The organism is Halocatena salina (assembly GCF_023115355.1).
GTDB classification, from domain to species: domain Archaea; phylum Halobacteriota; class Halobacteria; order Halobacteriales; family Haloarculaceae; genus Halocatena; species Halocatena salina.
The window spans coordinates 1-17,585 of sequence record NZ_CP096020.1 but is presented as its reverse complement, the minus strand read 5'-3'; the positions used below and the strand labels follow the sequence as shown (position 1 = coordinate 17,585).

Sequence of the window (17,585 nt, the reverse complement as noted above, 5' to 3'; positions counted from 1 at the left end):
CTAATTATTATTAATATAGATCCGAAAATTATTTTGGCAATGATCGACATCTGAATCATATGGATACTAGATGTCGATCGCTGAATCGTTTCATGAACAGCCACTGGGGTGGGTGGTGATGCACCGTCGCGGGCACATTGGGATCACGTTGTTGGGGCTTTCTCCGGTGTTGTATTTCCTGTTGCCCGATCGACCATTTCTTGCCTTATTGACACTCGGTGTGTTCGTTATCGAGCCGTTGCCGGACTACGACCAGCGGATCACGCGACTCGAACACCGCAAAACGAGTCATTCGTTGCTGACGGCCGGTATTATCGGTTGTCTGTGTGCGTGTTTTGGTTGGGTGGTCGGATCGTACGTGACCGTACCAGCCGCCGACTGGTTGTTGTCGATCGTCGCTAGCGAGGACACCCCTCTGGCGTGGGCTGCCACCCGGTTGGGAGCACTCGGTCCCCTGACGCTCGCATTCGTGGGGGTATGGGTTGGCACTGGAGGCGTATTGTTACACCTTGCTGGCGACATCATCACGGTGTCTGGTATCCAGCCATTGCTTCCGTTCTCTGAGAGAACGATCTCCGTATCATCGCTGTACGCAGACGATAAGACGGCAAACCTCGGGTTCTTTCTGCTCGGCTGGCTAGCAATCCTCGTCGTTTCGTTCGTCACCACTCCGCTTGGTGACGCCGTCCGTGCGATCGGCGGATTGGTCTTCGAAAGTGGGACATGACTCCTCGTTGTTTTTAGATCTGTTTCACTCCAGCTGGCTCGATCGTCCATGGCGCCGGTAACACTAACCGGATACGGAGAGAATCCGATCCATGGCGTATGATATCGAACGGTATCTTGCTATCCGGAGTGCTAGCAGGCCGTCGTTCGGTCCAAACGGACAGATTGCCTTTCTCATGGACACCACCGGCGTTTCACAGGTGTGGTGTCTCACCGAGCCACAGGGATGGCCTCAACAGCTCACGTTCCACACGGAGTCAGTCACGTTCGCATCGTTCTCACCGACGCGCGATGAACTCGTGTACGGCATGGACGACGGTGGCAACGAACGGTGGCAGCTATTTCGACTGTCGGATGATGGTAGCGAGGAGGTGAATCTCACCCGCCATCCCGATGCGATCCACCAGTGGGGTGGATGGAGCCACGACGGCGAGCACATCGCATTTACGGCCAATCGACGCTCACGAGACCGCTTCGATGGCTACGTCCAGCACCGCGCCAGCACGGACGCCGACCTCGTTATCGACGGATCGGATGCAGATCTCCTCTCCATCGTGGGTTGGAGTCCGGACGATGAACGTCTTCTCGCTCACGAAGTTCATTCGAACCGGAATCACGATCTTCACTGTTTCGATCGTTCCTCCGGTGAGACGAGACTGCTCACTGACCCAGACAGGGAAGTCCGATATCCGTCGGTCGCATGGGGTCCTGATGGAGAGGATATATATGCCACGACCGATTGGGCGACTGATACGCTCGAACTCGCGACGCTCGATCCGGAGACAGGCAAGGTAACCGTGGTGTATGAAGGAGGTAATTGGAACGTTTCCGATGTCCGTGTTGATCACGACTCACGGACGCTTGCTCTCGCCCGCAACGTCGAAGGATACTCTGATCTTTCGTTGTTCGAACTCGATTCAGACCAAGATCTACAGCCGCTTGTCACTCTCGACGGTCCTGATGGCGTGCTTTCGGGGCTGTCGTTCGGTCCCGACGGCGAACAGATCGCAGCTGCCATCTCGGCATCGACAGCGAACGCGAACGTTTTCGTCTTCGATCGGGGTGGAGCGTACACCCAGTGGACGGACGCTGCGACGGCGGGCATTCCACCAGAGACGTTTCGTATGCCTGAACTCGTCCGGTTTGACTCCTTCGATGGACTCGAGATCCCTGCGTTTCTCACGCTCCCCGAAAGAGACGACGGACCGTTTCCAGTCATCGTCGACATCCATGGCGGACCCGAAGCCCAACGCCGTCCATCGTTTCGTGCGCTCCGCCAATACTTCGTGGACAACGGATACGTGGTGTTCGAACCGAACGTTCGGGGTTCCTCAGGATACGGGCGAACGTACATGGATCTCGACAACGTGGAACGGCGAATGGACACCGTTAGGGACATCAAAGCAGGCGTCGAGTGGTTGACCGATCGCGAGGAAATCGACGCCTCCCGAGTGGTCGCTGTTGGGGGATCATACGGTGGATTCATGGTGCTTGCATCGCTCACCGAGTACCCGGAGCTGTGGGCCGCTGGCGTCGATATCGTCGGTATTGCCAATCTCGTTACGTTCCTCGAAAACACTGGGCCGTGGCGTCGTCAGCACCGCGAAGCCGAATATGGATCGCTACAGGAAACGGAGTTTCTCGAATCCATTTCTCCGATCAATTCGATCGAAAACATCACTGCTCCCCTTTTTGTCCTCCATGGCGAAAACGATCCTCGTGTTCCTGTAGAAGAGGCCGAACAGATCGCCAGTGAAGCGAGCGAACACGTTCCGACTGAAACGCTCATCTTCGAGGACGAAGGCCACGGGATCAGTAAGCTCGAGAACCGCATTACTGCCTACAGGCGCATTGTTTCGTTCCTCGATGAACACGTGTCTTGATACACGTTTCTCGCTTGTGGGCGTTCCAAAACCGATGCGCGATAACGCGGTAGCTCCTCGCTTTGTTTATCCATCAATTTTTATAAATAAAATTGTAATCATATCTGTCTGACGCTTCGTCTTCGTGTCCGACGTAGTCGAGATTAGTGGACAACGTTGAACTGTCCGATGCTTTTGTGGTGACTGTATCCAACCAGCCAGATGGCATTTCTGTGGCCTGTTCGTGGATATGTTCGTAGTAATTCTTGATCCACGCGAGTGCCGCGTCACTGTCGGCATGAAGTGCACCGACGACCGATTGATGGTCGTCGTAGACGAGAATCGAACCACCCAGTCCGGCGTCAGTCGTGCTCAGTATGAGACCGAACGGCGGCGGGGTCCCCGTGAATGTAGTGGCCGATCCAGCAGTGGCGGCGACCATCTCCGTGAGGAGCCTAGGAAACTCGTCGGTGAGCGTATCGGCTAACGTCGGGGTGGTGATGAGTTCGAGAGTCATTCCGTGTTGTACGACCCGGTGGTGACAGACGCTGAGAAACTGGGGTGTTGGAAGCGTCGGAAACACAGCACTGACCCGATCTGCGGTAACGAGGTGTTCGCGTAATCCTTCGAGGAGATGATACGGTACCGTCCGCTCCGCCCGTTCGATATTGATTCCAGCGAACAGCGCCGGGGGAAACACTTCGTCTGTCGGGAGGTAGTGGAGTAGATCACGTACAGCGAGGACGTCCTCTATCGCCTCACGTGTCACGCGATATCGAGTGGTGATCCACTCTCCGATGTCGGTTGTCGCGTACCCAGTAGCAGTTCGCTGGATGAGTCCAGCTTGTTCTAGCTCACGGACAGCCCGATCGACGGTAGAGCGCGCGTACGGTAGATCCGCGACGAGCGTGCGTTTTGTGCTCGCGGTTCGAGCGTATTCGAGGAACTCGATCCGGGTTGTAACTAACCTCACGGCATCAGCTCGAGTATCAACTGCGCTCCAGGAGGAACTGTCGGGGGGGAGGTGGCCCGCCACAGACCTGACTTCCGTCTCGAAGTCGCCGTAGATCTTCCCGACGAGACGGGCAAAAAGGGTCGGCTCGATCCGATCCGAATCGGGAACGATCAGCTCCCACTCTTTGAATGCTGAAAGAGCTCGATCGATGGTTGAGCGGGAAACCGATACTCTCTGGGTCAGCGTTGACGCGTCCGTCGGTCCCTCGATCACTCGTGACAGCACATTATTACGCTGATCCAAGAGTCTCACGAGGTTGGTGGCTGTGTGTTCCATTGGAGGATCGAACGAGTTGGCATATGATATGGATGTACTATATTTATATTTTTCTTAGTATTTATATACTAATGATAATAGGTGACTAGTTTCACGATCGGTTAGGTAACTATTCGCCTGCGATTAGTGCTCTTGTGGTGAACTAAACCACATGACAACCGACGAACCGGCTCGATCGATTGCATCGGACGAAAAAACACACACTGGCGCTTCACACAGTCGACGAGGCTTCCTCCGTACTGTGGGTGCCACAGGTCTCTTCGGAATGACCGCGATGACCGCGGTGACCGAGACAGCGAGCGCTACAGAGACAGGCCCTTCTGTCCACGAGAATCGATCTCACTCCCTCCCAGACGGTGACCGAATACGCGTCACCGAGTCATCCGAACCGTCCGGCGACATCGGGACGCAAGCTACTCGAAACAGGGTGACTATCGGAGGGATAGCTGACTTTACTTACTACACGCTTTATACCACTGGAGATGTCTACGGTGGAGATGGTAGTGGTAACGGAGTGGATTATATTTATCATTATCCTAATGGATTCAATTATAATGGACGGACGTATTACTACGCGGTCGACGGAGCGATATACGCCAACAACTACGACGTGTACAGGTTCTACGGATACGTAGCGATTCCGTCTGCTGAGGGCATCTCTTACAACATCGAGGATCTCTAACAGCGTTTTCGGACCAAAATTAGTGGCATCGATTCCTCATCAGCTTCTGCGGTTTCGTGGTGAATTTTGCTATGAGCGGTCAGCCATACGACAATCTAACATGGTTCACCGGAGCGCGCCGAGTAGTTCGTAGTCGTGATCGGGAGTGTACTGCCGGAACAGCAGGCTATTCGTGAGCACTGACACCGAGGAGAACGCCATGGCTCCTGCAGCGAGCGCCGGCTGAAGCAGTCCGAGCGAGGCGAGCGGAATCATCGCCGTATTGTACCCCAGTGCCCAGAAGAGGTTCTGTTTGATCTTCTGGAGTGATCCTTCCGAGATCCGGATCGCTTTCACCACGTCAAGCGGATCGTCGCGCATCAGTGTCACGTCGGCAGCCTCGATTGCGACGTCGGTTCCCGAACCGATTGCGGTTCCGACGGTAGCGGCCGCAAGCGCAGGTGCGTCGTTGACGCCATCACCGACCATCATCGCCCGATTATCGTTCGATTGCACGGCATCGACTGCATCGGCCTTATCCTCCGGCAGGACTCCGGCTTGGACGTTGTCCGGGTCGATTCCGATACGCGCTGCGACCGCGTGTGCGGTTCGTTCGTTGTCGCCAGTGATCATATGAACCTCGATCTCGCGCTCTTTGAGCACAGAGACGGCGTGCTTCGCGTTCTCTTTGACCGTATCGGCAACAGCGACGATACCGATGAGTTCACCGCTGGTCGTGCCAGCGGGCACGCGAGCGACGAGCATCGCGGTCTTTCCGTCCGCTTCGAGGCGTGTAAGGGTGTCCTCTGTGGGCGATGGATCGATCCCGTGCTCGCGCATGAGCTTACGATTGCCCACGAGCGTGTTCGTGCCGTCGACGGTCGCCCGGACGCCGTGGCCGGGAACGTTCTCGAACTCGGTCGGTTCAGTCGACTCGATGCCTTGCGCGTTCGCTTTTGCGACGATCGCTTGGGCAAGCGGATGTTCGGAGCCTCGTTCGGCGCTCGCTGCGATACGGAGCACCGTTTCTTCGTCGGGTTTCGGGTGGTCTTCGAGTGTTGCTCCGCCGTCCGAAACCAGATCAGGATTGGTCCGATCTATGGCGATGACGTCCGTCAGTTCCATCTCTCCTTTCGTCAGCGTTCCCGTCTTATCGAATACCACCGTATCGACATCTTTCGCGCGTTCGAGCACATCACCGCCTTTGAACAGCACGCCGTTTCGTGCACCGATCGAGGTGCCGACCATCGTCGCGGCTGGCGTTGCGAGTCCGAGTGCACACGGGCAGGCGATCAACACGGCCGACGCGAACACAACCACCGCAAACTCGAACAACGAAACGCTTCCCCCGGCGAGTGCGGGGCCACCGGCGACAAGTCCCCACAGGGGGAGTGTGTTCACTACACTCACAAGCAGTTCCGGAATGAGATACCAAGCGAGTCCCCACACCGTGGCGTTAGCGATCACGAGCGGAACGAAGTACGCCGAAATGCGATCAGCGAGGGTTTGAATGTCGGGTTGCCGGGACTGGGCCTCCTTGACTGTCTGAACGATCTGCTGGAGCGCCGTGTCACTGCCGACCTTCGTCGCCTCGACGATCAACACGCCGTTTTCGTTGATCGTCGAGCCGACGACCTCATCATCGACGGTCTTCTCGACCGGAACACTTTCTCCGGTGACCATCGATTCGTCGACCGCGCTTTGTCCGTCGATCACGACGCCGTCGGTCGGAATTTTTTCTCCTGGTCGAACCTTCATCCGATCACCGACACTGACCTCCTCGAGGGGGATTTCACGCTCGTCTCCGTCGTCGACGAGCGTCGCTGTGTCGGCTTCCATCTCAAGGAGTTGCTGGAGCGCTTCGCCGGCCTGTCCTTTCGAACGGGCTTCGAGATAGTTGCCTAACGTGATGAACACCAGGATCAACACCGCTGTATCGAAGTAAAGGCTCCCGGCAACCAGTTCTAACAGCACCGCAACCGAGTAGAGGTACGCGGTTGAGGAGCCGAGTGCGATCAACACGTCCATGTTGGCGGTCCGGTTGTTGACCAGTGCGTTGTAGGAGTTCTTATAGAACGGCCAGCCGAGCACGAACTGCACTGGAGTCGCCAGCAGGAACTCGATCCAGCCGAATTCGACCCCGAACACCGTCTCAGGGAGCACCCCACCGCCAAAGAGGAACGTCTCTATGAGGAACGCAAGCAGCGGAACAGAAAACGCCGTACCAAACAGCGTCAGACGCAACTGACGACGGATCTCATCGTGTTGGGCCGCATCCCGTTCGATCTCTCTATCGTCCCTGACGGGTGAGTAACCGGCGGCCTCGATGGCATCGTACAACTGCTCAGGGGTGACTTCCGCCGGATTGTACTCAACAGTCGCTTCCCCAGTCGCGTAGTTGACGTTCGCGGAGATCACACCGGATACGTCCGTGAGTGCGTTTTCGTTGGTCGTGGCGCAGTTTGCACACGACATATCGGTGATATCGATCGAAATCGAGGACTTTACTGCGCTGTATCCCGCGTCGTCGATCGTCTCATAGAGATCTCCGAGCGATGTCTTCGCCGTGTCGTATTCGACCCGTCCCTCGTCTGTAGCGGCGTTGATCGTCGCCTCGGCTACTCCATCAACCTCCTCCAACGCCTCTCTGATCGTCCGAGAACAGTTTGCACAGCTCATTCCCCGTATATCGAACTGTGCGGTGCGTGGTGCCATTGTGTTCAAGTAGGGGTTTCCCGTTCAATGCCCTTTCTGCTATGATAGTCGGTGGTGTTCCCGATCTCATACCGGTGTTCGATCATCACAACCGGACGAACTTCGAATTCCAAAGTAGGCCGTATCCGAACGCTTACTCGTTCGAACCGATCGGTGTTACTGACGATACGACCATGACTCACTCTCGCTGATCGACGGCGTCGGTGTCGACGGTCCCGTCACTGTCGCTTTCGAACGCGTCGGAATCGTTTCCTTCCGTCCCGAATACGAACGCTCCGGTGTCGCCAGGAATATCATCGGACGAACGTGCTGTTTCGTTCCCGTTGTCTCCTTCCACGCGGCTCTTTTCGTCCTCGTGGGCGGTTCGCAGCCACCACCACCCAACTCCTAGACCGAGACAGAGCAACCCGATGCCAACGAGAAAAAGTCCAAAACTGTTAGCGGGGATGCTGACGACCGGTACTTGTACCGGATCCATAGATATTGTACGGAACGGTCATACAATTGTATTGTGACTGGCGAGTGTTGCTCTTAATGATTGACAATTTCTGATTGCGATCGAAGCCGACTGTAGCGGTAGCTATATCGTCTAGGCGCATTTATTTACCATTATAATGGATAGTATACAACAAGAAAGTGGTTCGGATAGTCCTTTTTCTCAAACTAGCTGGCGTGGTCGTGGACGGGCCATCGCGGTCGGATTCGGATTAGTCGTCGCCGCCCTCCTGATCGGGGCGGTCCTTTCGAGCGGTCCCCTGTTAGTAGGCGAGGCTAGTTTCGCTGTTCTCACTGCAACGATCGTTCTATCGGAAGCCAGCTATGCTCTCACGGGATGGCTTTATCTCCAGAGATGGTTCAGTGAGACGGTGTCGCTTGAGATGCCGACACTCCGTGAGGCTGGGTGGGTAATCGTCAGCACGCTGCTAATGCTGGGCATTGCGACTCTCATCGGCGCAATCGCCACCACGTTCGACGTTCAGCTTGGTCGTCTCGATCAAGATCTCATAGCCGGTACTCCGACCATGGCGCTCGTGATGGTGGCACTTTCGTTCGTGCTCATCGCGCCAGCCGAGGAATATCTGTTCCGTGGCGTGATTCAGCGTCGATTGATGCGGAGTATGCGTTCTGACGTCGCTATTGTCACTGCTGCGTTTCTGTTCGTTATCCCCCACGCGATCGGCTATCTCGGGGGTGTACAGGGTGTCGTTCTTCTGAGTGCTGTTCCGTTTTTGCTTGCGATCATCATGGGCGTTCTCTACGAACGATTCGACAACTTGTCCGTTCCGATCCTCACTCACGGCTGTTACAACGCGACTCTGTTTGTTACCACGTACATAACGTTGGTTTGATCACTTGCCAACGACGCTGCCGGTACTCGGTCGGATGATCCCGAGTTCGCCACGTTCATACGATGTTCGTCCCATCGTTGAGACGGATGCAGTCTGTCGGTGACGTACTCAAACAACAGCTCGTGAGAACCGGGCGACTGTTGGGTGACGGACGAGGATGGACGTTGCTCGTCGTGGCTGCTGGATGGCTCTCGATCCTTGGGGGTCGATACCTTTTTCCGGTGGTGCTGCCACAGGTCAGACGGTTTTTCGGCGTCAATAACGCGGCAGCTGGGACGGCGATCACGGTGCTCTGGGCGGGCTATGCACTGATGCAGTTTCCGGCTGGCGCTCTGACTGATCGGCTTGGCGAACGACGACTCCTCACAGGGAGTCTCCTGATCGGAGCGACAGCGATCGTGGCGGTCAGTTTCGCGCCAACGTTCTGGCTGTTCGTCGTCGGCTGTGGGCTGTTCGGTCTCGGAACCGGACTGTACGGTCCCGCTCGCGGGATCGTCATCTCGAGGAAGTTCGGTGAACACGACGGAACCGCGATCGGCGTTGTGCTCGCCACCGGCTCGATCGGTTCGGCGACGATCCCATTGCTTGCTAGCCGATTCGTCGACTCCATCGGCTGGCAACCCACCGTCGGAATGCTCGTCGTGCCGTTTCTGCTCGTCGGGATCGGTGTGTGGGTCGTCGTATCACAACCTCCTACTGATCCGGACGGAAGCGGATCGTCCCTGAAGCTCCTCGAAACAGTCCGTACGGCTGTTACGCGGCGTGCAGTTGCGATCGCCACGACCGCTGTCACGCTCATGTTGTTCGTGGTGCAAGGACTGACGGCGTTTCTTCCGACGTATCTCGTAATGGTAAAGGGACTCGAACAGACGACCGCTGCCGGGCTGTTCTCGCTGTTTTTCTTGAGTGGTGCGGTCTGTCAGTCGCTCGCAGGAAACGCAGCCGATCGGTTCGGCAGTCCGACGGTGCTGATGAGCGTTGCTGGTGTGAGCGTCGTGCCGTTGCTCGCGTTGCCGTTCGTCGAGGGACCCGTCCCGTTGGGCGTGGTGACCGTGCTTCTGGGCTCTCGATTGGCGATCAATCCCGTCAGTAACGCCTACATCATCGCCGTGCTCCCAGATGCTGTTCAAGGAACGGCGTGGGGATTTCTTCGTACGAGTTTTTTCCTCCTTGCTGCAACCGGATCAACTGTCGTCGGAGCGCTGTTCGATGCGCAGTTGGCGAACACCGCGATCGTCGGTCTCGCTGTACTCACTGCCGTCGCCACCGGTCTGTACGTGTTCCTTCCCGTCCGAACCGCTGTCGACTCAGGGAGTACGTAACATCCGGCTAGCGAGCGATCGATACAGCGCGTTCACGCGCTCGATAACAGCTTTTTCATCATCCACACGACACGGTCCGAAGCCGTGTCGATATCCTTTAGAGCGCACCCCACAAACGGAGGAGCATCCGGCGTTGCTCACTCTTTGGTGATCAATGAACTGATATCACGGATACGATCGATTCGTTATCCGAACGGTCGTAGCATGTGATCCCAATCCTTTTCAGCCGTTTGCGCATTTTGGTCGATAACCTTGAATCGCCGAATCCAGATTGTAAGGACACTAGCAAGACAGGGGTACAACGCCGACCGAGAGGCTGTAACGCTCCTTACGTCGTCGGAGTCACCGACGCACGTGATCGAAACGATGGCTGACCACCTCCCGGAGGACACGCTCCGAGTCACCGCCGACAACGTACAGGATGCACTCGACAGACTAGGGGGCGAAATCGAAACGTCAGAGCCTATCACCGTCGATCCAAGTAACGTTCCGACACCACAGGAATCGACCGCTACTGGGGAGACCGACCAGACGGGCGTAATCGACTCCGAGTCACCCGACCCGGAACCGACGAGGGAGACATCCAGTTCGACCGATCACCACCGTTCGACACACCGTGAACGTGGGTCTCTGACGATCACGGGAGACGTCACCGATGAGAGCACTGGAACCGGAACGTATGAGACGTTCGTTCAGACGTTTCAAGACCGGTACCAACGTCTCTCCGGGCAGTTACGTGGACGGTTGAACCATCGGCCAGCAGAGACATTAGCGGAGATGCCGGGTCAGAACGAGGCAGAGATGATCGGTTTGGTGAACGACATCCAGTCGACGAAAAACGGCCACTGGCTGATCGAACTCGAAGACACCACCGGGACGTTCAGTTGCCTCGTGATGAAAGACCGGGAGATCGCGGACACCGTAGATGAACTGTGTTTCGATGAGTGTATCGGCGTGGCGGGAACGTTGTCGAACGACGGCGAGATCCTCTTCGTAGACAGTATTCACTTCCCGGACATTCCCCACACGTACCGACCATCGACGGCCGATCGACACGTTCGGGCCGCGCTCATCTCTGACGTTCACGTCGGCAGTCAGGAGTTTCATGCGGCGGCTTGGGAGCAGTTTACCGACTGGCTTCACACCGAGGAGGCCGAACGCGTCGAGTATCTGCTCATCGCGGGTGATATGGTTGAGGGGGTCGGCGTGTATCCCGAACAAGACGACGAGCTGTCGATCGTCGACATCTACGAACAGTACGAACGATTTTCGGAGCTGCTGAAGGCGGTGCCCGGCGACATGGAGATCGTCATGATCCCGGGTAATCACGACGCTGTTCGACTGGCCGAACCACAACCGGCGTTCGACGAGGAACTTCGGGACATCATGCGCGCCCACGATGCCCACATCACGGGGAACCCCTCCACGGTTACGATCGAGGGCGTATCCGTGTTGCTGTACCACGGCGTTTCTCTCTATGAAGTCATTATCGACACGCCCGGCCTAGATCTAGAACATCCCGCAGAGGCGATGTGCAATCTCCTCAAGAAACGTCACGTCGCGCCCCAATACGGCGGGCAGCTCCGACTCGCACCCGAAGAGCGAGATTATCTCGTGATCGACGAGATCCCCGACGTGTTCCACACCGGCCATCTCCACAAGTTCGGCTGTGACTCGTACAACAACGTTTTGGCCGTCAATTCGGGCTGCTGGCAGAAACAAACGTCATATCAGCGCTCACAGGGGATCGATCCGGACGTCGGTTACGCCCCGATCCTTGATCTCGACACCCACGAGATGACGATCCGGAAGTTCACCGTTTGAGATGGCAACTATTGGCGTCGGAGTGCGAACCCCGCTGTCACGAAGAGGGCGATCACAGCGCCACCACCCGTGAAGCCGGGGCCAAACAGGCTGGTTAGATCCTCATTGTCTTCATCGGAGTTGTTTGTTGTATCCGTATTGGCTCCGGTTTCCGTCCCTGCTTCGGTTGTGGTATCACCGTCTGATTCGCTGGAACTCGTCGCCTCCGGTGAAACATCGCCATCAGTGGCTGGTGGTTCGGATTGTTGCACGGGCATGTCGCCAGTGAATTGTATTGTGTACTTGTCCCCAGATTCTGCCACTTCACCGACAACTTTCGATGTTATTTTGATGTAGTGCGTACCGGTCCGTTCGATCGGAATCACTACTTGGTGCCTCGTATCTTCTCTCTTGAATGTCTCCATATGAGAAAAGTCGTCATCATCGGGCAGATAAAATTTGAACAGTTCACTCGTCGATTTGTCGGGTTTGGTGATCACGAGTGAAACGTTCTCGCCTTCAGTAGCCTGGAACGAATACCAATCAGTATCATCTGGAGAACTGATTTTGCCACTGATCTGTTCCCCGCTAATAGCTTGTGCCTTTCCTCGTTCATCGTTAGGCTCACTCTCTTGTTGCGTTCCCGTTACTGGTTTTGTTGGTTGCTTTTTCGGTGGAGCCTTTTTTGCTGGCGAATAAATAGTGTATGGTGTGTTATATGAATCCATGTTTATTTCTTCTACCTTAATAAAATAGTTGCCAGTTTGCGACGCTGTAGCTGAGACCTCAATTTTTCCAATTCCGTCATAGCCAGTCTCATTGCTGATTTCCGACCCGTTCGGCGCGTAAAGCGTCATCTTCAATCCCGGCTCTCGCAGTGATTTTGTGAGCGCGAACGAAGCGGTCTCACCCTTGGTGAACCCCTTTGAGAACCAATCGATGTCGCCCTGTTGAGTGATCTCACCGGTGACGGACGTTCCTTTGATCGCCGTTGCGGCCTCTCGGGCGTCGTTCGGCTCGTCTTCTCCCTGGTCCTGAGCGACCGCTCCCAAGGGAATGACCATCCCGGCGGCTACCAGCACCACCAACACGGCGACGCCGACACGCAAATACACTGTGCGTTTCATATGACTACCTGTTGCGATCAGTCTTTGTGAGAAATGCTTTCCGATTCGTATAAGAGACGGAACTATCGCGTCGGGTGCTATGTTCCTATTACGTCCGTGCTTTTCTCGCGCCGTTCATGGCCTGTCGTGGAGCAGAAGCCCATTCGACTGACGGACACGCAGCGCTTTTTACGGATGACCGGATAACTCCACCAATGGCCCCCGTCGACTACCGATGTCCTTGTGGTGCCACGCTACGATTCAAACAGGATCTCACGAAGGAAGGCGCGATCCGGCCCACGTGGAAATGCAAAGACTGTGGAACGCCAGTTCCCGGACAGACCGCAGAACAACTCAGGCACCAACACCCTTCTTGAACGGTGCGACCTTGATTTGTGCGTTCGTCCCCCCAACACGGATGAGAGCTGAGCCACCAGCTTGCTTTGTATGTCATCTCACACGTCGGTACGCCTTGCTGAGCACACGTGGACAGAGATCGAAACGGCCCTCGAAGACGGAACGCGGACGGTGATTGTGGCGATCGGGTCGGTCGAACAACACGGACCACATCTTCCGCTGGTCATGGATACGCTCGCCGGCGATGAGCTTTCCCGACGCATCGCCCAGAAGCTTGGTGATGCGCTAGCTGCTCCTACTATACGTCCCGGCTGTTCGAGCCACCACATGGAGTTTCCCGGAACGATCACGATCCCGGCGTCGACGTTGATGGAACTGATACGCGCACACTGTCAGTCGTTGGACGAACACGGCTTCGAGTACATCGTTCTCGTTCCGACCCACGGCGGGAACTTCGCCCCGACGAACACCGTTGCTCCTGAGATCGCCCGCGACATCGACGCCACCGTGATCACCCTCGCGGATCTTGAGGAACTCATGGAGCTACAGAACGAGGGCCTCAGAACAGCTGGCGTCGACTACCAGGAGTCGTCCATCCATGCGGGTGCCGTTGAAACCTCAGAAGTACTGGCCATCAACGAGGACCACGTTCGAACCGACGAGTACGAAGTTGGCGTTGAGGGCGCTATCTCCCCATCACGGCTGCTTAGTCGGGGGTTCAAATCGATCACGGAAAACGGCGTCCTCGGTGACCCACGAAAGGCGACACGGAAAGCCGGTGAAGAGATCCTCGAAACGGTTGCAACTGCCTACGCGGAGCAGATCGAAGCCGAACGCGACGCCGTCTAAGCATCAATCGGACGACGCAGTCCCGACGATCCGCTGAAAGCGTTCGGGAGCGAGGTTCCGCCCCGAGATGGGAAACACCACTGTTTTCCCGCGAAGCTCCTCCTGAAGTTGGCCCATTCCGGCGAGACTCGTCGCAGACGCTCCTTCCGCGACGATCGTTTCTTCGAAGAACAGCTCTCGGATCCCGCGTTCGATGGCTGATTCGCTCACGAGTTGGAACTCGTCCAACTGATCTCGCAACACGGATGTGGTGAGATAGAACGGCACTCGCGTCGCGATGCCTTCGGCGAACGTCTCCATCCGTTCGGCGGGTTGGAGATGACCTTCCTTCCAGGCGCGATACATCGCCGGTGCGGCCTCCGATTGCACACCGACCACCGTGGCATCCGAGAGCGCGCCGACGGTGAGACAGTACCCCGCGGCACTCGAACCGCCCCCCACTGGACAGAACAGGTAGTCGATGTCGGGAAGTGTCTCGACGATTTCGAGACCAGCTGTTCCGACGCCAGCGACGAGTGACGGTTCGTTCGCCGAATGTACGTACCGATATCCCTGTTCGGTAGCCATCGTTTCGGCGTGCTCGCGGGCGTCATCAAACGTCCTCCCGTGGAACACGACGGTGGCCCCGTATCGTTCCATTGCCCTCACTTTCGACGTGTTGGCGTCCTCAGGAACCACGATGGTGACAGGAACGTCGAACACGCGGCCGGCATACGCGATCGATTGGCCGTGATTACCCGTGCTGGCAGCGATCACGCCCGGATCGTGGAACTCCGGGGCCAACTGTGAGATCAGCCTGACGCCGCCACGCACCTTGAACGCGCCGGTCGGCAGTGTGTCCTCGCGTTTCAGATACACGTCGGCGTCGAACTCGGCAGATAACGCCTCGCTCCGGATGAGTGGTGTTTGAGGCAGTTGCTCTTCGACGACCCGACGAGCACGGATCACGTCGGCCGTCGTTGGTGGCGTTCGGTCGTGGTAGGGAAACAGCGTCGTTTCGTCGGGCGAATCGACCGGTTCGTACATAGCAATGCGGTGGGCGGGATGGACAGTAAACGATTCGGGTGGCAAGGCCGTCCGGTATCCGGTTACTGTAGCACGTGAAAGGAGAACGAAGAGTATGGCTACCACGGACGGGTGGAACGAATTCACGTAGCCTCTAAACAAGGTGCTGCAGTGACCTCCGTCGACAAGGCAGTGGCTGTTTCTCGGCGAGGAATCCGTGGTGATCGGTATCTTCGAGGAGATGGTACGTTCTCGGATCGATCCGGCTGTGATATCACATTTATCGAGACCAGTACCCTTGCTAACGTGCAACAGGAGCACGACATCGATTTGTCGCCCGGAAGTCACGCCAAAACGTTACGACACGCGGGATTGATCCTGCTTCTCTCGTGGGTGATCGCTTCCAGGTCGGTGCCGCTATCTGTAACGGTATCGAGCGGTGGAAACCTGTGCGTACTTAGAGCAGCATCTCGATCTGTCCGGCCTCCGAGACGCTCTTATTCGCCGGGGTGGCCTTCGAGCGACGATCATTGAAAGCGGAACCATCTCAGTCGGCAATGCCGTTTCCCCCGAATGAGTCCTTCTCTGATGCAGCAGGATGTCGTACTGTTAATTCACTGTGAACACATCTGTAACAGTACGTAAATTCTAAACTGTGTATACGCTTTTCACAGTTCACACTGCACACCGGACTACGGCTGTTCGAACGTTCGGACGGTACTAACGGTGTTCGAAGTTAGTACTGTCTAAACAGTGTACGCGGTAGAATTAGGGGAGGTCCTCTACAGCGTCTGGGTCTAGATCGCGTGCTTCGAGGACGAGCTCGGTTACTTTTTGTGGGTGTTCGTAGGCGAAACGGACCATCGCGTCGTGGGCTTCTCGAACCTCGAAATCGTCGTGGCCCAGCGCGATCAAGTCGTTCTCGACGCTGTTGCACAACACCTTGATGAGTCGTGCAGTCTCTTCGTTCGGATAGATCGAGAGTTTCTGGCTCGTTTGAGCGGTAAACGCCGGCCCAGCGGTATTCTCCGAATCTGTCGTCTCTGTCTCCGAGTCAGTCGACGATTCGTCTGTTGGGGTTTCGATCTCGTCTTTAGAGGCCTGCTCGTCAGTTTCTTCCTGTTCGCTTGCTCCCTCTTTTACTTGGTCCAACTGGTTCCGTAGATTGCTGCTGTCCATATTATGCACGCTCCGCGACGATTTCTGCCAGGGTATCGAAATGTTTGATCTGATCGCACGATGAGTCGTACTGCGCTACCGGTTTGTTATCGGAGAACGAATCCGATAGGGCATCACGTTCACGAATACCCGGAAGCGGGATATCTCCCCGGCCTTGGTTGTCGATCTGTTCCCACTGTTCGTCAGTGATTCGCGCGTACGGCGGCAGATAATCGACCCAGTTCTCGTTGAGGTCTTCGAGCAAACGGCGATCCGGTTTCTTCGGTCGGATCGATTCACTCAACATGTTCGGTGTGATCGCAAGGATATCAGCTGCGCCGTTAGTTGCTTCGATGATCGGGAGCAGTTGTGATTCCATGATGCGTTCGAGACCGCTGATACTACCCTGACCAGGGATGACCGGAACGATGAAACTCTGGGCAGCCACGAGCGCATTGTCAGCCACTTTCGAGGGATCACCGGGCGTATCTAAAACGACGTACTCATGCCCATCCTCACGTAACGGATCGACGATCTTGTTTTTGAGAATGACGTCAGCGTTCATCTGATTTTTCATCCGATCGTTGATAGTCGACATCTCTGCAGAGCTGGGTACCACGCTGAATCCCCACTCCGTCTCGATGAGGAGTTCGGATGGGTGTGCATCTCTGAAAATGACGTTTTCGAGCTGTCCGTTTTCGCTGTACGCCTTCCCGAATCCGAGAAATTCCGTTCCGTGACCGTTCTTATCGACATCGACGTACACCGTTTTTCCGTGATTCTCCTGAAGACGGTGTGCAAGATTGATTGCGATCGTCGATTTTCCCATTCCACCTTTCAAAATACATACTGCAACGACGCCGTTTTGTGATGTTTGTGGTTCCATATGCATTAAAAACTGTGTGAACTGTCTGTACTGTATACGAGTTCCATTGATACTGTACAGACGGTCTATGACGTTAACACATCATAATAATCCCGGTTTACTACGCTTATCACTACTATACAAACAGTAATAACGGTGGACACAGTTCTAACTGTATATGCTGTTGTCCCTATCATGGTCGGACGAACACACCCACACTGGGGGTTCTATACCGTCTACACTGTACTTACTGTACAACAAGTAGGTGTCCTCTGGAGTTACAGTACCCGATTACTTCTCTTAGCCTCCAGACAGTAATCGCTGTTTCTACAGTGTTCACTGTTCTCACTGTGTAGAGTCCCTATTTGTTACAGTGGATACACAGTATGAGAAGTTCTATTGCTGTGAATCCAGCTTTTGCATCTCTCAGCACTACATCTGATACCTTACGAACTGTTTGTACTGTTGTTACAGGATACACTGTATACGCTGTGAAGTCGGATCATATTTGACTAG

At 55.7% G+C, this 17,585-nt stretch carries 14 protein-coding genes; 7 read left to right on the top strand and 7 right to left on the bottom strand.

Annotated features, from left to right (window positions below; all coding sequences use genetic code 11):
- Nucleotides 1–70: 70 nt before the first annotated feature.
- Nucleotides 71–727: a metal-dependent hydrolase gene (locus tag MW046_RS13035; protein WP_247995025.1), complete on the top strand. Its 657-nt coding sequence runs from the start codon at nt 71–73 to the stop codon at nt 725–727.
- Between the two features lie 91 nt (nt 728–818).
- A complete protein-coding gene (locus tag MW046_RS13030; RefSeq protein ID WP_247995024.1) occupies nt 819–2,609 on the top strand; it encodes a S9 family peptidase in 1,791 nt (596 codons plus the stop codon).
- Between the two features lie 73 nt (nt 2,610–2,682).
- Here MW046_RS13030 and MW046_RS13025 read toward each other — a convergent pair whose 3' ends face one another.
- Nucleotides 2,683–3,879: a helix-turn-helix transcriptional regulator gene (locus MW046_RS13025; RefSeq protein ID WP_247995023.1), complete on the bottom strand. Its 1,197-nt coding sequence runs from the start codon at nt 3,877–3,879 to the stop codon at nt 2,683–2,685.
- Between the two features lie 274 nt (nt 3,880–4,153).
- Between MW046_RS13025 and MW046_RS13020 the strand changes: the two genes are divergently transcribed.
- Nucleotides 4,154–4,561, top strand: a complete 408-nt coding sequence (locus MW046_RS13020; protein ID WP_247995022.1) for a hypothetical protein — start codon at nt 4,154–4,156, stop codon at nt 4,559–4,561.
- 105 nt (nt 4,562–4,666) lie between these two features.
- On the opposite strand, the gene MW046_RS13015 is transcribed toward MW046_RS13020, so the two are convergent.
- Nucleotides 4,667–7,255, bottom strand: a complete 2,589-nt coding sequence (locus MW046_RS13015; protein ID WP_247995021.1) for a heavy metal translocating P-type ATPase — start codon at nt 7,253–7,255, stop codon at nt 4,667–4,669.
- A gap of 178 nt (nt 7,256–7,433) precedes the next feature.
- Complete coding sequence (locus MW046_RS13010) at nt 7,434–7,733, bottom strand: hypothetical protein (RefSeq protein ID WP_247995020.1); 300 nt, start codon at nt 7,731–7,733, stop codon at nt 7,434–7,436.
- Nucleotides 7,734–7,869: 136 nt separating this feature from the next.
- Between MW046_RS13010 and MW046_RS13005 the strand changes: the two genes are divergently transcribed.
- From MW046_RS13005 to MW046_RS12995, 3 genes are all read left to right on the top strand, one after another.
- Nucleotides 7,870–8,604 carry a CPBP family intramembrane glutamic endopeptidase gene (locus MW046_RS13005; RefSeq protein ID WP_247995019.1) on the top strand — a complete coding sequence of 245 codons (735 nt, stop codon included), beginning with the start codon at nt 7,870–7,872 and terminating at the stop codon, nt 8,602–8,604.
- Nucleotides 8,605–8,690: 86 nt separating this feature from the next.
- Nucleotides 8,691–9,926: an MFS transporter gene (locus MW046_RS13000; RefSeq protein ID WP_247995018.1), complete on the top strand. Its 1,236-nt coding sequence runs from the start codon at nt 8,691–8,693 to the stop codon at nt 9,924–9,926.
- A gap of 246 nt (nt 9,927–10,172) precedes the next feature.
- Nucleotides 10,173–11,750, top strand: a complete 1,578-nt coding sequence (locus MW046_RS12995) for a DNA-directed DNA polymerase II small subunit (protein ID WP_438268204.1) — start codon at nt 10,173–10,175, stop codon at nt 11,748–11,750.
- Between the two features lie 8 nt (nt 11,751–11,758).
- Here the strand turns inward: MW046_RS12995 and MW046_RS12990 are convergent, their stop codons facing one another.
- On the bottom strand, nt 11,759–12,856 hold the full coding sequence (locus MW046_RS12990; protein ID WP_247995016.1) for a hypothetical protein: 1,098 nt from the start codon (nt 12,854–12,856) through the stop codon (nt 11,759–11,761).
- Nucleotides 12,857–13,282: 426 nt separating this feature from the next.
- On the opposite strand from MW046_RS12990, the gene MW046_RS12985 reads away from it, so the two are divergent.
- Nucleotides 13,283–14,041, top strand: coding sequence for a creatininase family protein (locus tag MW046_RS12985; RefSeq protein WP_247995015.1), 759 nt, complete (start codon nt 13,283–13,285; stop codon nt 14,039–14,041).
- A 3-nt stretch (nt 14,042–14,044) separates the two neighbouring features.
- On the opposite strand, the gene MW046_RS12980 is transcribed toward MW046_RS12985, so the two are convergent.
- From MW046_RS12980 to MW046_RS12970, 3 genes are all read right to left on the bottom strand, one after another.
- Nucleotides 14,045–15,067, bottom strand: coding sequence for a threonine ammonia-lyase (locus MW046_RS12980; protein ID WP_247995014.1), 1,023 nt, complete (start codon nt 15,065–15,067; stop codon nt 14,045–14,047).
- 747 nt (nt 15,068–15,814) lie between these two features.
- Nucleotides 15,815–16,225 carry a DUF7970 domain-containing protein gene (locus tag MW046_RS12975; RefSeq protein ID WP_247995013.1) on the bottom strand — a complete coding sequence of 137 codons (411 nt, stop codon included), beginning with the start codon at nt 16,223–16,225 and terminating at the stop codon, nt 15,815–15,817.
- A 1-nt stretch (nt 16,226) separates the two neighbouring features.
- Nucleotides 16,227–17,090, bottom strand: a complete 864-nt coding sequence (locus MW046_RS12970; RefSeq protein ID WP_247995012.1) for a ParA family protein — start codon at nt 17,088–17,090, stop codon at nt 16,227–16,229.
- Nucleotides 17,091–17,585 lie beyond the last annotated feature (495 nt).

Excerpts from the sequence above, each read along its gene's own strand:
- MW046_RS13035 (WP_247995025.1), top strand. The coding sequence starts at position 71 with ATGTCGATCGCTGAATCGTTTCATGAACAGCCACTGGGGTGGGTGGTG.
- MW046_RS13030 (WP_247995024.1), top strand. The coding sequence starts at position 819 with ATGGCGTATGATATCGAACGGTATCTTGCTATCCGGAGTGCTAGCAGG.
- MW046_RS13025 (WP_247995023.1), bottom strand. The coding sequence starts at position 3,879 with ATGGAACACACAGCCACCAACCTCGTGAGACTCTTGGATCAGCGTAAT.
- MW046_RS13020 (WP_247995022.1), top strand. The coding sequence starts at position 4,154 with ATGACCGCGGTGACCGAGACAGCGAGCGCTACAGAGACAGGCCCTTCT.
- MW046_RS13015 (WP_247995021.1), bottom strand. The coding sequence starts at position 7,255 with ATGGCACCACGCACCGCACAGTTCGATATACGGGGAATGAGCTGTGCA.
- MW046_RS13010 (WP_247995020.1), bottom strand. The coding sequence starts at position 7,733 with ATGGATCCGGTACAAGTACCGGTCGTCAGCATCCCCGCTAACAGTTTT.
- MW046_RS13005 (WP_247995019.1), top strand. The coding sequence starts at position 7,870 with ATGGATAGTATACAACAAGAAAGTGGTTCGGATAGTCCTTTTTCTCAA.
- MW046_RS13000 (WP_247995018.1), top strand. The coding sequence starts at position 8,691 with ATGCAGTCTGTCGGTGACGTACTCAAACAACAGCTCGTGAGAACCGGG.
- MW046_RS12990 (WP_247995016.1), bottom strand. The coding sequence starts at position 12,856 with ATGAAACGCACAGTGTATTTGCGTGTCGGCGTCGCCGTGTTGGTGGTG.
- MW046_RS12985 (WP_247995015.1), top strand. The coding sequence starts at position 13,283 with ATGTCATCTCACACGTCGGTACGCCTTGCTGAGCACACGTGGACAGAG.
- MW046_RS12980 (WP_247995014.1), bottom strand. The coding sequence starts at position 15,067 with ATGTACGAACCGGTCGATTCGCCCGACGAAACGACGCTGTTTCCCTAC.
- MW046_RS12975 (WP_247995013.1), bottom strand. The coding sequence starts at position 16,225 with ATGGACAGCAGCAATCTACGGAACCAGTTGGACCAAGTAAAAGAGGGA.
- MW046_RS12970 (WP_247995012.1), bottom strand. The coding sequence starts at position 17,090 with ATGGAACCACAAACATCACAAAACGGCGTCGTTGCAGTATGTATTTTG.